General features: G+C 44.1%; 16 protein-coding genes. 5 read left to right on the top strand and 11 right to left on the bottom strand.

Annotated elements, in window-relative coordinates; translation table 11 throughout:
- The first annotated feature begins 6 nt into the window (after positions 1 to 6).
- Both AC4EHK_RS05635 and AC4EHK_RS05630 read left to right on the top strand, forming a co-directional pair.
- Complete coding sequence (locus AC4EHK_RS05635; RefSeq protein ID WP_146556486.1) at positions 7 to 210, top strand: YlaI family protein; 204 nt, start codon at positions 7 to 9, stop codon at positions 208 to 210.
- Positions 210 to 659 (top strand): hypothetical protein, encoded by a 450-nt coding sequence (locus AC4EHK_RS05630; protein ID WP_490977803.1) that lies wholly within the window; start codon positions 210 to 212, stop codon positions 657 to 659. The genes AC4EHK_RS05635 and AC4EHK_RS05630 overlap by 1 nt, the downstream gene beginning before the upstream one ends.
- Here AC4EHK_RS05630 and AC4EHK_RS05625 read toward each other — a convergent pair.
- Positions 653 to 982 carry a YlaH-like family protein gene (locus tag AC4EHK_RS05625; RefSeq protein WP_490977802.1) on the bottom strand — a complete coding sequence of 110 codons (330 nt, stop codon included), beginning with the start codon at positions 980 to 982 and terminating at the stop codon, positions 653 to 655. The genes AC4EHK_RS05630 and AC4EHK_RS05625 overlap by 7 nt on opposite strands.
- 24 nt (positions 983 to 1,006) lie before the next feature.
- Positions 1,007 to 2,854 (bottom strand): translational GTPase TypA, encoded by a 1,848-nt coding sequence (gene typA / locus AC4EHK_RS05620; protein WP_490977801.1) that lies wholly within the window; start codon positions 2,852 to 2,854, stop codon positions 1,007 to 1,009.
- Between the two features lie 111 nt (positions 2,855 to 2,965).
- On the opposite strand from typA, the gene AC4EHK_RS05615 reads away from it, so the two are divergent.
- Entirely contained in the window at positions 2,966 to 3,163 is a 198-nt protein-coding gene (locus tag AC4EHK_RS05615) for a YlaF family protein (RefSeq protein ID WP_490977800.1), read from the top strand.
- A gap of 34 nt (positions 3,164 to 3,197) precedes the next feature.
- Here the strand turns inward: AC4EHK_RS05615 and AC4EHK_RS05610 are convergent, their stop codons facing one another.
- Positions 3,198 to 3,989, bottom strand: coding sequence for an inositol monophosphatase family protein (locus AC4EHK_RS05610; RefSeq protein WP_490977799.1), 792 nt, complete (start codon positions 3,987 to 3,989; stop codon positions 3,198 to 3,200).
- Between the two features lie 86 nt (positions 3,990 to 4,075).
- Positions 4,076 to 4,270 carry a YkzI domain-containing protein gene (locus AC4EHK_RS05605; RefSeq protein WP_490977798.1) on the bottom strand — a complete coding sequence of 65 codons (195 nt, stop codon included), beginning with the start codon at positions 4,268 to 4,270 and terminating at the stop codon, positions 4,076 to 4,078.
- A 171-nt stretch (positions 4,271 to 4,441) separates the two neighbouring features.
- On the opposite strand from AC4EHK_RS05605, the gene AC4EHK_RS05600 reads away from it, so the two are divergent.
- The gene (locus tag AC4EHK_RS05600) at positions 4,442 to 5,083 is read left to right on the top strand and encodes a YktB family protein (protein ID WP_490977797.1); all 642 of its coding nucleotides are present in this window, start codon (positions 4,442 to 4,444) and stop codon (positions 5,081 to 5,083) included.
- Positions 5,084 to 5,100: 17 nt separating this feature from the next.
- Here AC4EHK_RS05600 and AC4EHK_RS05595 read toward each other — a convergent pair whose 3' ends face one another.
- Both AC4EHK_RS05595 and AC4EHK_RS05590 read right to left on the bottom strand, forming a co-directional pair.
- Entirely contained in the window at positions 5,101 to 5,379 is a 279-nt protein-coding gene (locus AC4EHK_RS05595) for a UPF0223 family protein (RefSeq protein WP_490977796.1), read from the bottom strand.
- Positions 5,380 to 5,394: 15 nt separating this feature from the next.
- Entirely contained in the window at positions 5,395 to 6,360 is a 966-nt protein-coding gene (locus tag AC4EHK_RS05590) for an NAD(P)H-dependent flavin oxidoreductase (RefSeq protein WP_490977795.1), read from the bottom strand.
- A gap of 137 nt (positions 6,361 to 6,497) precedes the next feature.
- Here AC4EHK_RS05590 and AC4EHK_RS05585 point away from each other — a divergent pair, with 137 nt between their 5' ends.
- Positions 6,498 to 7,967 (top strand): aminotransferase class I/II-fold pyridoxal phosphate-dependent enzyme, encoded by a 1,470-nt coding sequence (locus tag AC4EHK_RS05585; RefSeq protein WP_490977794.1) that lies wholly within the window; start codon positions 6,498 to 6,500, stop codon positions 7,965 to 7,967.
- Positions 7,968 to 8,408: 441 nt separating this feature from the next.
- On the opposite strand, the gene AC4EHK_RS05580 is transcribed toward AC4EHK_RS05585, so the two are convergent.
- From AC4EHK_RS05580 to pdhA, 5 genes are all read right to left on the bottom strand, one after another.
- Positions 8,409 to 9,260, bottom strand: a complete 852-nt coding sequence (locus AC4EHK_RS05580) for a polysaccharide deacetylase family protein (RefSeq protein WP_490977793.1) — start codon at positions 9,258 to 9,260, stop codon at positions 8,409 to 8,411.
- A gap of 89 nt (positions 9,261 to 9,349) precedes the next feature.
- Positions 9,350 to 10,759, bottom strand: a complete 1,410-nt coding sequence (lpdA, locus tag AC4EHK_RS05575) for a dihydrolipoyl dehydrogenase (RefSeq protein WP_142826201.1) — start codon at positions 10,757 to 10,759, stop codon at positions 9,350 to 9,352.
- A 5-nt stretch (positions 10,760 to 10,764) separates the two neighbouring features.
- On the bottom strand, positions 10,765 to 12,159 hold the full coding sequence (locus AC4EHK_RS05570; protein WP_490977792.1) for a dihydrolipoamide acetyltransferase family protein: 1,395 nt from the start codon (positions 12,157 to 12,159) through the stop codon (positions 10,765 to 10,767).
- A 29-nt stretch (positions 12,160 to 12,188) separates the two neighbouring features.
- Entirely contained in the window at positions 12,189 to 13,166 is a 978-nt protein-coding gene (locus tag AC4EHK_RS05565) for an alpha-ketoacid dehydrogenase subunit beta (RefSeq protein ID WP_490977791.1), read from the bottom strand.
- A gap of 3 nt (positions 13,167 to 13,169) precedes the next feature.
- A complete protein-coding gene (gene pdhA, locus AC4EHK_RS05560) occupies positions 13,170 to 14,282 on the bottom strand; it encodes a pyruvate dehydrogenase (acetyl-transferring) E1 component subunit alpha (protein WP_490977790.1) in 1,113 nt (370 codons plus the stop codon).
- Between the last annotated feature and the right edge of the window lie 54 nt (positions 14,283 to 14,336).

The raw sequence follows: 14,336 nt of genomic DNA, 5'->3' as shown, positions 1-14,336 counted from the left end.
TTCAGCATGCGCGTACAATGCGTAATCTGCGACAAAATTGAAGAATTAGTAGATGATACACTCCAGGCAAAGCGCCTGCGCAACAGACCGATCCACACTCACATGTGCAATGAATGCCATGACCGGATCACCGAAAGGACGAAGGAACGCCTAGCGACCGGTTCTTTCCGTTTTTACCGAAGCTCTCGCAGCATTGAGGATGATTTCTGATGAAGCTCTTAAAAGGCCTCTGGATTGGACTATGGAGCGGGTTGATTTTGGGATTATTGCTCAAATGGATTCAATCCGTCACTGGCGAACAAGTATATACGCTCCTATTGAATGTTGACTTTATCCCGATAATTGGCGATGTGGAATGGTCGGAGATTACAGAATTTATTTTCCATATGATTATTGCGTTGATCATCGGTGTAGTATTTGTCTATATTGCCAAACGCCGCAACTACTCGTTTGGCCAATTGGTGATCATTTCCTTACTAATGTCTGCACCTTTTCCATTCCTCTATTTTATATTGTCCTGGCTTGCTGTAGAAGCTGATGTTCCAGCCGCCACGGATTGGGGAGCTTTTCTGTATTGGATTTTTGCCCATCTCACATATGCTTTGCTATTGCCGATCCTCTACAAAACGTTTGAACGCAAAAACGCTGTATCTCAATGAGATACAGCGTTTTCGCGTTTTTCGCGCCATAAGCGGATTTTGTAAAGAATCAGTATGAGCGCCGCAATAATGAGCCCTTCTACAATTGGCAGGAAAAAGGCAAGAAACGTGAGCCCTAAACCGCCGACTGCCAGAAACAGGCCAATCAATGCATTTTTTCCAATAGATAACTTTTTAGCAAACCCTAATTTATAAACGAATGCCGAAAGCAGGAAAATTACCGCAAACAATGCGTATCCTGCCATGTCATAACTCGGCATATTCTGATATAGAATTCGGGCTACCGGATACATATTGTCATAGACAAAAGCTTGATCGTCCACGGGCTATACATCCTTCCCATTCGCTTATTCTTCGATGGCAACTTTCTTTTTCTTAGCCATACGTTCACGTTCGTTTTTATCAAGAATTTTTTTGCGCAGACGAATTGTTTGCGGTGTGATTTCGCAATACTCATCATCATTCAAGTACTCAAGCGCTTCTTCAAGGCTCATCAAACGTGCTTTTTTCATTGTCGTCGTTTGGTCTTTGTTAGCTGAACGAATGTTTGTTGCAGCTTTGATTTTTACGATGTTTACTGTCAAGTCGCTGTCGCGGTTATGTTCTCCGACGATCATGCCTTCGTAGATTTCAGCGCCAACTTCAACAAATGCAGTACCGCGGTCTTCAATGCCCATCAAGCCGTAAGTCGAAACTTTACCGCGCTCCATAGATACCAATACGCCTTGGCGACGTCCGCCAACACGGCCAGAAGCAACTGGCTGGTAGCTGTCAAATGTGTGGTTGATGATTCCGTATCCGCGAGTCTGTGTCAAGAATTCAGTTGTGTAACCGATCAATCCACGTGCTGGTACGTTAAACACTAAACGAACTTGTCCGCTGCCGTTGTTTACCATATCCAGCATCTCGCCTTTACGTTCACCTAACGATTCGATGATTGAACCTGTGTATTCTTCTGGTACGTCTACTTGAACACGTTCTACTGGTTCGCAGCGAACTCCGTCAACCATGCGTACGATAACTTCAGGTTTTGAAACTTGAATTTCAAATCCTTCACGGCGCATATTTTCGATCAAGATCGACAAATGCAACTCTCCGCGTCCAGATACAACCCATGCATCCGGTGAATCTGTTTGGTCTACACGTAAGGATACATCTGTCTGCAATTGCGCATCCAAACGCTCCTGAATTTTTCTAGAAGTAATCCATTTTCCTTCTTTACCTGCAAATGGGCTATTGTTTACTAGGAAAGTCATTTGTAGAGTAGGTTCATCGATGCGCAGGATCGGCAATGCTTCCTGATGATCCTGTGGACAAACCGTTTCCCCTACGTTGATGTCTTCCATACCAGAAATGGCAATCAAGTCGCCAGCTTCGGCTTTTTCGATTTCCACCCGCTTAAGGCCCATGAAACCATGCATTTTCGTAACACGGAAGTTTTTAAACGAACCGTCAAGTTTCATCAATGAAACCGATTGTCCAACTTCAATCGTCCCGCGGAATACGCGGCCGATTCCGATACGTCCAACATAATCACTGTAATCAAGAAGAGCAACTTGGAACTGAAGTGGCTCATCTCTGTTATCGATTGGCGCTGGGACGTGTTCCAGGATCGCATCATAAATGACCTGCATGTTTTCTTCTTGGTCAGCAGGATCAGCTGAAAGGCTTGCTGTTCCATTCATACCTGATGCAAAAATAACCGGGAATTCCAATTGATCGTCATTGGCTTCAAGTTCAATGAACAATTCGATGACTTCGTCAACCACTTCTTCAGGACGTGCAAAGTCACGGTCAATTTTGTTTACAACAACGATTGGCTTCAGGTTTTGTTCCAATGCTTTTTTCAGTACGAAGCGCGTTTGTGGCATACAGCCTTCATAAGCGTCTACTACTAATAGAACACCATCAACCATTTTCATGATACGTTCAACTTCTCCGCCGAAATCTGCGTGTCCAGGAGTATCCAAGATGTTGATTTTAGCGTCTTTGTATTGGATTGCAGTATTTTTCGCAAGAATAGTAATTCCGCGTTCTCTTTCAATATCGCCAGAATCCATCGCGCGTTCATCAACATGTTCGTTGGATCGGAAAGTTCCGGATTGTTGTAGTAGCTGATCCACTAGAGTTGTTTTACCATGGTCAACGTGGGCAATAATTGCAATGTTTCTTAGGTCGTTACGTAAGTTAGTCATAATTTCACTCCAATATTCTTTTTTCATGTCTATAACTGTGCTAGTATAGCACATATAGGTGTAAAACCCTAAGATTTTATTTTAGGCAGTAAGCTACGGGAGGAAATTTACGTGAAAAGCTTGATCAATAACACAAAATGGATCTTTGTATTGTATTCCCTGGCAGCAATCTTGGCAATGGTCGGAATCGGCTTGGCTATTGGCCTGCGCAGTGTACTTGGCATATTTGCGGCAATCTTATTGCTTTGCCTTGTCATGGGCATGGGCTTCAAAAAGAAAAAAGAAATGCGGGAAGCCGGATTACTATAATTATAAAAAAAGATGCGGAATTCCGCATCTTTTTTTACTTGAATCGAATATATTTTTCTATTAGCTCTTGATGTATAGCTGGGTTGGCTGCGATGAATGTATCTTGTTTCAACAAGTTTGCAGGGTTGCCTTTGAAGTTTGTCGTTACTGCCCCTACTTCCTGCGCAATAACCATACCTCCTGCAATATCCCATGGAGACAATCTCATGGAAATGTAAGCGTCAACGCGTCCACTCGCGAGGTAAGCAAGTTCGAGCGCAGCCGACCCATAAGAACGCATCCCACGGACGTCGCGAATTAGTTGTATGGCAGCTTCGTGGTCCAAGTAACGATTGGGCACTGCCCAAGTAGCATTCATTGCAACGATCGATTCAGCAATCGCCGTTTCCATTAAAGGCTTTAGCTGTTCATCGTTGTAATAGGCGCCACCATCTTTCATTCCACGGTATAAATCATCATTGAAAACATCGTAAATATAGCCAAGTTTGCCAATGCCTTCTTCGTAAATGCCCAATGAAATGGCAAAATTCCGCTTTTGATGGACAAAGTTCATGGTGCCGTCAATCGGATCCAACAGCCAAATGACTCCTTTTGAATCTTGGATGTCGTCTCCAAACCCTTCTTCGCCAAAGATTCGGTGCCCCGGAAAATCTTTGCGGATCCGTTCAATAAAAAATTGTTCGATTTCCTTGTCGATATTCGTCACCAGGTCATTGGCATTCGATTTTGATTCGATGGTAATATCGGTCAAAAATGAATTGCGGATCCGATGTCCCGCTTCTTTGATCAGTGACTTTATGTAATTGTCCATAGCATGCAAGTCCATGTATGTATCCCTCCTCATTTGTTTCAGTATAACGAAAAAGGCATCCGCTGTCTTACTTCAGCAGATGCCTTTAATGTATAGATAGATTAGAGCGCATGAAGGGCCTCCAGTTCTAAGTGAATCTCTTGAAGCCGCTGCTTGCTTTTAGACATTTGACGATCGTCTTTCTGCTGCATTGCATCAAATAGTGATGCAAGCTCATAGTCCAGTTCCAGTTTCAGCACGTGCACATATTCCTTTTCTACATCCGCTTTACGGATTATCTGAATCATCTGTTTCATAATGAGCACCCCTTTCTCACCATACTCCGAAAATTCTGACTAATGTTGTTACAATTATTATAATACCACTTTATTCAAATGAAAGCCATTAGCAAAATCGTATTTATATTCTTTTTTCCCAAACTTCGTTAAAATGAAACCTGATTACCTAATTATAAGGAGGATATTTACTTGACGTCTTATTGGAATGAACAAGATTTCGAAGTTTTTAATACACCCGGACTGGATGCCAGAATGAAGGCATTGAAAGAATATGTCCGTCCGAAGTTCGAAGAGCTCGGCACTGAGTTCTCCTCATATTTTTCAGGTAAAACTGGAGATGAGTATTTCCCCCATGTCGCCAAGCATATGCGGAGAACGGTCAATCCGCCAAACGACAGCTGGGTTGCTTTTGCCCCATATAAAAGAGGATACAAAGCCGTTCCCCATTTTCAGATTGGCATGTGGGAAAGCCATGTGTTTATCATCCTTGCAGTAATTTACGAAGCGCCCAACAAAACAGGGATGGCTGAGAACCTGCTTCGTTCCGAAGTATTGGATCAGTTATCAGATGACTTTGTCGCTTCTGGTGACCATATGAAGCCACAAGCCGATTCGTTAATTCAGTTAGGGGATGAAGGCATTGAAAAGTTACTGACTCGCCTGCGCGACGTAAAAAAAGGCGAATTTGTGATTGGCCGTCATTTGACAAGAGAACAAGCTGCTTCTTTAACTAAAGAACAGTTTTTCCAATTCGCTGAAGATACGTTCGAAGCTCTGCTTCCTGTCTACAATGCTTTGCTCCAACCAGTAAAAGAACCTGTCAGCCGTTAAGGCTGCAGGTTTTTTTGTTACTTCTTTTTTATTTTGATCACGTCGCTGCCGCTTCCTGATTTCATTTCTTTGATAACGGGAAAGCTGGCATAGCCGCTTTCTTCTTCAAATTCACGAAAATAAGTTTTTTCTTCTGATATCGCAGGAACCACCTGTTTGAATTTCCGGTAGCGCGTTAATAAATCCTGCCTGTTTATGCCCTTTTCGTAAGCCAGTTCAATGCCTTCAAAAAAACTGACAACATCAATGATTTCTTCAGTTGACCATTCAATCGAAAATGGATAGGAATAATCCATTTCTCATCCCTCATTTCATTCGGTAATTGCCCATTGTTTGCGAATTTCTCCAGCTTGTTTAACCATGTCCTCAATCAGTTCCTGAACCGTCGGAACATCTTTTATGAGTCCGGTAACCTGGCCTGCCCATCCGAACCCCTGGTCTTTTTCTCCATCGTAAATAAAGCGTTTGTTGGCTTCTCCGCTTATGAAGTCTTTGAGAGCTTCGTAAGTGGGGGTCTGGCTTTCAATTTCCAAAATTCTATCTGTCCAGCCGCTCCGCAAGGTTCTAGCTGGAGAGCCAATGCTGCGCTTGATAATAACGGTATCCGTTTCCGAACTATTGATCAATTGATCTTTATAAGCTTGTGATGCATGGACACATTCTTTGGTTGCAATAAAGCGTGTACCCATTTCAATGCCGTCTGCACCGAGTGCATGTGCAGCCATCCATCCTCTACCGTCACCGATCCCCCCAGAGGCAATCACTGGGATTTTTACCGCGTCTACTACTTGCGGAATCAATACCATCGTTCCGATGTCGTCACGCCCCAAATGCCCGCCGCCTTCTTGGCCAACAACCATCACTGCGTCCGCACCTAAGCTTTCCGCTTTTTCTGCTTGCCGTCTTGCAGCTACCAGGACCAGTTTTTTAATATCTGTCCCTTTTAGCTGTTCAAATATCGGAGTCGGATTGCCGCCTGTCATTGACACCACCGGCACCTTTTCTTCTATCGCCACCTCTAGCATATGTGAAAAAGAACGGCCATGATCGCCAATCGCAAAATTAACACCAAAAGGCTTGTCCGTCAACCTTCTTACTTTCTTGATTTCTTCGCGCAGTTCTTCCGGTGTGGAAAGGCTCATGGCCGTTATTTGCCCAAGCCCACCAGCGTTGGAAACTGCGGCTGCCAATTCTGCATAGGCTAAATAAGCCAAGCCGCCTTGCACAATCGGATAGCGAATCCCCAACAGCTCTGTCACTCTCGTATTGAATTCCATCAGCTCACTCCTTTTGTCTCTATCTGTTAGATGTATTCGCTTCTGCAACAGAAAATCCTTTTATTTTGTACTATAGCGAGTGGCGGCATGCTATAATTCTTTTTGTTTTGATTTTATTTAGTGAGGTGGGCTTATCATTGTCTCAATTAGAAACTCCGTTATTTGATGCGCTTTTAAAGCATCGAAACCGGCACCCGATCCAATTTCATATACCGGGCCATAAAAAGGGTCAAGGCGTCGATCCCGCATTCCGGGAATTTGTCGGCGATAATATTTTATCCATCGATTTGATTAATATCGCGCCTCTGGACGATTTGCATTCTCCAAAGGGCGCCATCAAAGAGGCGCAGGAATTAGCTGCTAAGGCATTTGGTGCAGATTACACATTCTTTTCTGTGCAAGGCACGAGCGGCGCCATCATGACGATGATTCTGAGCGTCGTTGGTCCCAATGACAAAATACTGGTGCCACGCAATGTTCATAAATCCATTATGTCTGCTATTGTTTTTGCGGGGGCCATTCCAATTTTCATCCATCCGGAAGTGGATCCTGAGCTCGGCATTTCTCATGGCATTTCTGCAGAAGCGGTAGAAAAAGCGTTGATTGAGTATCCCGACGCCAAAGCGGTTCTCGTTATCAACCCTACTTATTTTGGCGTAGCTGCTGATTTAAAACGGATCGTCGACATTGCGCACGCGCGAAATGTTCCAGTCCTAGTGGATGAAGCACATGGCGTCCACATCCATTTCCACAAGTCCCTGCCTGTTTCAGCAATGGCAGCAGGAGCGGACATGGCAGCGACTTCCGTCCATAAGCTTGGCGGATCCATGACACAAAGTTCTGTACTCAATGTTCGGGAGGGCTTGGTATCGCCAAAACGCGTACAGTCCACCTTATCGATGTTGACGACCACTTCGACTTCTTATCCAATTCTTGCATCACTAGACACAGCACGCCGCCAATTGGCCATTCACGGCTATGATTTAATTGACCAGGCCATCCGATTGGCTCAGGACGCGCGCAAACGCATCAACAAGATTCCTCATTTGCATTGTGTAGGCAAAGAATTACTGAATTCTTCGGCCACTTTTGATATGGACCCAACAAAGCTGCTGATCACAGTCAAAAATTTAGGCATTACAGGCCATCAAGCCGAAGAATGGTTGAGAGAAAACGCCAATATTGAAATTGAACTTTCCGATTTATACAACATTCTCTGCTTAGTCACAATTGGTGACACCCGCAAAGAATTAAACTTATTGATTAATGCCCTACAGCGCATGAGCGAGGCTTTCGATAGCGATGCAGCGATTATCGAGCCCGTCGTACTGCTGCCTGATATTCCACGGTTAGCGATGACCCCGCGCGATGCTTTTTATGCAACGACCGAAGTCATTTCAATCAATGACGCCGTTGGACGCATTTCCGCTGAATTCATCATGGTTTATCCACCAGGTATTCCTATTTTCATTCCTGGTGAAATCATTACGGAAGAAAACATCAACTACATCCATATGAATGTAGCCGCAGGTTTGCCTGTACAAGGACCAGAAGATGACACGCTTCAAATGCTGCGCGTTATAAAAGAGCAGCAAGCGATCAGATAGACACAAAAGAATAGTTACAAGACCAAATGAATAAAATCTTATTTGGTCGGGTTTTATACGGAATCCTACGCTTCAGGCGGACGCTTTTAGGCCTACAGGATTGTGGGTCATGCAGGAGCACATGTTTGCCCTTCGCCGCCTTGCGCTCCGTATCCTAACATGAAGTAATGATTAGGCTTGGTGGAACTCGTATTGCTTAGAAATTGACGAGCAGACTTCTCTCTTTATTGGAGCTACACGCTCCCAAACCGGGCTGGCCACGCAGACTCCTGTGGCCCAGCGAAAGCTGAAGACCCCGCAGGAACGAAAGTGACGAGGAGGCTGAAGCTGAGCCCACGGAAAGCGAAGTGGCCAGACCGGTTGGGTTATGCACGGCCATTTATTTTGGTAAACCTTTTTCTACAGTCTGAAAGATCCAAGAGCCCTTGCTCTTGGATCTTTTTAAATGCCTTCTATAGCTGCAGGATCTACAAAATCATAACCCTTGTCCTTTAACCCTTGAATAATTTCTGGGAGTGCTTCTGAAGTCCATTCGCGGTCGTGCATGAGCAAATTGGCACCATTGTTCAAGAATTCTGTATTGACCATGATATCTGTTAAAGATTGCGCATTTTGGTATTGCTGTTCCCAGTCATAGCCGTAGGTCCAATTCATGAGCACCATTTCCTGTTCTTCTACCAGCTGTTTGCTGAAATCGGTATTGGCTCCATGGGGTGCACGGAAAAATTTCGGTTTTTCTCCAATAATCTGTTCAATCGTTTCACTTAACTGTAAAATTTCTTCCCGCTGCTGCTGCTCGGTTATATCTCTTAAATTTGGATGGCTATTGGTATGGTTGCCAATCGCGAATCCCATTTCATGCAATTGCTTTAGCTGCTGTTTTTCTTCATCAGTATTTAAAAAATGACCATTGACGAAAAAAATGGCCGGAATATTTTGGCTTTCCAGCATTTCTGCCATTTCCATTGCATGCTTGTCAGGCGCATCGTCAATCGTCAACAGCACAACTTTTTCTGCGGCATCATCGATTGGCTGCACGGACCAATTTGCCGGATTGATCCGGTATTGTGGTTCAGGTGTGTTCACTTCTTCTGGTTCTTCTTTATCTTCAACGGCCCCTCCATCGCTTTCAACGGCTTCTTCTACTTTCTCAGCCACTGTTGATGCTTCTTCAGCAACTGCAGGCTCTTCCGCAGTCTCAATTTCTTTTTCAGGCGATGCCTCATTTGCTTGTCCGCATGCAGTCAGTAGCAATAATGCTGTTGCAAACGCAGTCCATCTTCTATGTATCAAACTAAACACCCCTTTACTACACAAATCTTACCATGAGAAGAAAATTTTTACCAAATAAAAAAGAAGCCGCAATTGCGGCTCCCTATTATTTATTTGATAATGTGAATTGGTGTTCCAAGAGCTACTTCTGCAGCTTCCATTGTAATTTCAGCAAGTGTTGGGTGAGCATGGATTGTCATTGCGATATCTTCCACTGTCATTCCAGCTTCAATAGCAAGACCAAGCTCAGCGATCATATCTGATGCGCCTGCTCCAACAATTTGTGCGCCTAACAACAAGCCGTCAGATTTGCGTGAAACCAGTTTCACGAATCCTTCTGTTGCATTTAATGAAAGCGCACGGCCGTTAGCAGCAAATGGGAATTTCGCAGCCGCAGCTTCGAATCCTTCTTCTTTTGCCTGCTCTTCTGACAAGCCGACGCTTGCAAGTTCAGGATCTGTAAAGCAGACCGCTGGAATCGCCATATAATCAACTTCAGACTTCTCACCTGCAATTGCTTCTGCAGCAACTTTACCTTCGTATGACGCTTTGTGCGCCAATTGAAGTCCGGCAACCACGTCGCCGATTGCATAAATGTTTGAAATGTTTGTGCGGCATTGTTTGTCGACTTCGATCAAGCCGCGATCGGACATGTTCAAGTTCAACTCTTCAAGACCCATTTCGTCTGTATTTGGACGACGGCCAACTGTTACTAGTACATAATCAGCTTCAAGCGTTTTTTCTTCTCCGCCTGCTTCGTAAGATACTGTAACTCCTGAATCTGTTTCTTCTACACCTTTAGCAGATGCTTTAGTAATCACTTCAACGCCTTTTTTCTTCAATCCTTTTTTGACGATTGCTGTCATTTGCTTTTCAAATCCAGCCAGGATGTCCGGTGCACCTTCAAGGATTGTTACTTCAGATCCCATGTTTGCAAATGCAGTACCAAGCTCAGTACCGATATACCCACCGCCGATAACGACAAGTTTTTTCGGAAGCTCAGTAAGTGCCAAAGCTCCAGTTGAATTGATTACGCGTTTTGTAAATTTAAACGTCGGGATTTCCACTGGACGAGATCCAGTTGCGATAATCGCATTTTTGAATTTATACGTTTGTGAAGACTTATCATCCATCACTTTTACCGTATTTTCATCAACGAAATAAGCTTCTCCGCGTACAATTTCAACTTTGTTGCCTTTTAGAAGAGACTCAACGCCGCCAGTCAATTTCTTGACAACGCCATCTTTAAAGGCTTGTGCTTTTTCAAAGTTAAGTGAAACTTCTTTTGCGACAATTCCCATGTCTTCTGAATGCTGAGCTTCCTCAAAACGGTGCCCAACAGAAATCATCGCTTTTGAAGGGATACAGCCGACATTCAAGCAAACGCCGCCAATGTACTCTTTTTCTACGATTGTTACTTTCTGGCCAGTTTGAGCTGCACGGATTGCTGCAACATAGCCGCCAGGGCCTGAGCCAATTACGAGCGTGTCTGTTTCGATCGGAAAATCTCCTACTACCATAAGTTTTACGCCTCCATTAATAATAATTCAGGTTGACTTAATAAACGTTTAATGTGATTTAATGCATGCTGCGCTGTTGCTCCATCGATCATTCTGTGATCAAAGCTCAATGACAATGCTAACACAGGTGCCGCTACAATTTCACCATTTTTAATTACAGGTTTTTCAGCAATACGGCCAATTCCAAGGATTGCAACCTCAGGATGGTTGATAACCGGAGTAAACCATTGTCCGCCAGCAGACCCGATGTTTGTAATCGAGCATGACGCGCCTTTCATTTCAGCAGCAGATAGTTTGCCATCACGTGCTTTTGTTGCCAAGCCATTGATTTCATCAGAAATTGCAAATACTGATTTGCGGTCTGCGTTTTTGATCACTGGAACCATTAAGCCTTTTTCCGTATCAGCTGCGATGCCGATATTGAAATAATGTTTCTGGATAATTTCGCTTGTTTCATCATCAAATGATGTGTTCAAGGCTGGGAATTCACGCAATGTGCTGACCAATGCTTTTACCACATACGGCAAATAAGTCAGTTTGATTTCTTTTTCTGCTGCGATGTCTTTGAACTTTTTGCGGTGTGCGACCAATTCAGTAACATCAACCTCATCCATTAACGTAACGTGAGGAGCGGTATGCTTAGAGTGAACCATCGCTTTTGCGATTGCTTTGCGGATACCAGACATCTTCTCACGCGTTTCAGGGAATTCACCTTCAGGAGCTGCTGCTGCTTTAGGTGCCGGTGCCGCTTTGTCAGTGTCTGCTTGTGCAGCTTCTTGTGTCGCTTCTTCAGAAGCTGCAGGTGCTGCTGATTTCTGATCGCCGTTCATGAATGCTTCAACATCTTCTTTAAGTATGCGGCCGTTGTTGCCAGATCCGGAAACTTGTTTAATGTTGACGTCATTGTCACGCGCAAATTTACGGACAGAAGGCATTGAAATCACACGTGCATTGGGATCAGACTCTTCTGTTGTGTCAGCTTGAGGCTGAGCTCCAGCGCCTGTCTGTTCTTTTGGCTCTTCTTCTTTAGCTGGTGCTTTGTCTACATCCTGTCCAGCTTCTGCTGTACCAGACTGCACTAACTCTTCTGTTTCTTCTTTTACTTCTGGAGCGGCTTCTTTTTTGTCGCCGTGGTCTCCTTTAAAGTTCATTTCTTCAGCATCAGGTGCATCAATGCGAATCAAGATGTCCCCAACTACTGCAACAGTTCCCTCTTCGACCAATACTTCTTCAATTGTTCCTGAAACTGGTGACGGAATCTCAACGACAGCCTTGTCATTTTGCACTTCAACAAGAATATCGTCTTCTTCGATTGTGTCTCCTGCTTTAACGAACCATTTTACAATTTCACCTTCGTGGATACCTTCACCGATATCCGGTAAACGAAATTCAAAAGCCATTTATATCACCCTTTCGGTTCTGTCTAATTTTAGAAAGTAAGTACTTTCTTCGCTGTTTCTACTATATCTTTTGAGTTCGGCAACCAAACTTGTTCTGCTTGTGAGAATGGGAATACAGAGTCTGGTGCAGTAACACGCAGAACAGGCGCTTCTAATGTCAAAATTGCACGGTCCGTAATTTCAGCTACGACACCCGCTGCAATTCCAGCTTGTTTTTGAGCTTCCTGAACGACCATAGCACGGCCAGTTTTTTCAACTGAAGCAATGATTGTTTCAATATCAAGCGGCTGGATGGTGCGCAGATCGACCACTTCAACCGAATAGTTTTCTTTTTCAAGCTCTTCTGCTGCTTTGATGCTTTCTTGTACCATTGCGCCATAAGCGATGATTGTTAAATCTGTACCTTCACGCTTTACATCCGCTTTACCCAGTGGAATTGTGTACTCTTCTTCCGGCACTTCCTGGCGGAAAGAACGATACAATTTCATGTGTTCAAGGAAAATAACAGGATCGTTGTCGCGTATTGCTGAAATCAGCAAGCCTTTTGCATCGTACGGAGTCGAAGGAATGACCACTTTTAAGCCAGGCTGAGCCGCCATTAGTCCTTCTAATGAATCCGCGTGCATTTCAGGTGTATGAACACCGCCGCCGAATGGTGAGCGGATTGTTACAGGAGAGTTCAGACTGCCGCCGCTGCGGAAACGCATGCGAGCCATCTGTCCGCTGATTGAATCCATTACTTCGAAGACGAATCCAAAAAACTGAATTTCCGGAACAGGACGGTAGCCCTGCAAAGCCAAACCAATTGCTAAACCGCCGATGCCTGATTCAGCTAAAGGCGTGTCAAAAACACGGTCTTCTCCAAATTCTTTCTGCAAACCTTCTGTTGCACGGAATACACCGCCATTGTTACCTACATCTTCACCGAAAACCAAAACGTTTTCATCGTTTTGCATCTCTGTTTTCAGAGCTTCGGTAATCGCTTGGATCATTGTTAATTGTGCCATGGCTTACTTCGACTCCTTTGCTTTATAAATATCCAACTGTTCCTGAACATTAAACGGCACGTCTTCGTACATGATCTCTAATAGATCAGATACTTTCTGTTTCGGAGCGCCGTCAGCTTTTTTGATTGCTGCTTTAATTTCTTCTTTGGCTTTCTCGATTACTTCGTTTTCTTTCGCTTCATCCCAGATGCCTTTTGCTTCCAGGTATTTGCGGAAACGAACAAGCGGATCTTTCTTTTCCCACTCGCTGTCGATGTCTGAAGTACGGTAGCGTGTTGGATCATCACCAGCCATAGTATGTGGTCCATAACGATAGCAAAGTGTTTCAATCAACGTTGGCCCGTCGCCTTTAATCGCACGTTCGCGAGCGTCGCGTGTTACTGCATATACTGCTAGTGGATCCATACCGTCTACTAAGACGCCTGGAATTCCGGCAGATACCGCTTTTTGAGCAATGGTTTTCGCTGAAGTTTGAAGTTCGCGAGGCGTAGAAATCGCATACTGATTATTTTGCACAATGAAAATAGCCGGTGCGCGGAATGCGCCTGCAAAGTTGATTCCTTCATAGAAATCGCCCTGTGAAGAACCACCGTCTCCTGTGTACGTTACAGCAACTGCTTCTTTTTTGCGTTTTTGCATACCAAGTGCCACTCCAGTAGCCTGGATAAATTGAGCACCGATAATAATTTGCGGAGGCAAAATGTTCAAGCCTTCAGCCATCTGGTTCCCCATGAAATGTCCACGCGAGAAAAGGAATGCCTGGTGCAAAGGCCAGCCGTGCCAGATCAATTGAGGTACATCACGATAACCTGGAAGAATGAAATCTTCTTTTGTCAAAGCAAAATGAGAAGCCAATTGAGATGCTTCTTGTCCTGCTGTCGGAGCATAAAAACCAAGACGTCCTTGACGGTTCAATGAAATCGAACGTTGATCAAGAATTCGTGTATATACCATACGAGTCATTAATTCTTGAAGATCTTCATCCGAAAGTTTCGGATCTGATTCTTCGTTGACGATTTCGCCTTCTTCGTTCAAGATTTGAACCATTTCAAACTTTTCTTCTATTGCATTAAGTGTTTCCACTGGATCAAACTGCTGTGTTTTTTTCGCAGCCATAAAAGCAACTCTCCTTTTTTATCTGTATTAAAATAATTACCTGTAAATTATGAT

The organism is Planococcus sp. TJ-307, assembly GCF_058268435.1.
This window is presented reverse-complemented; position numbering and strand designations above follow the sequence as displayed.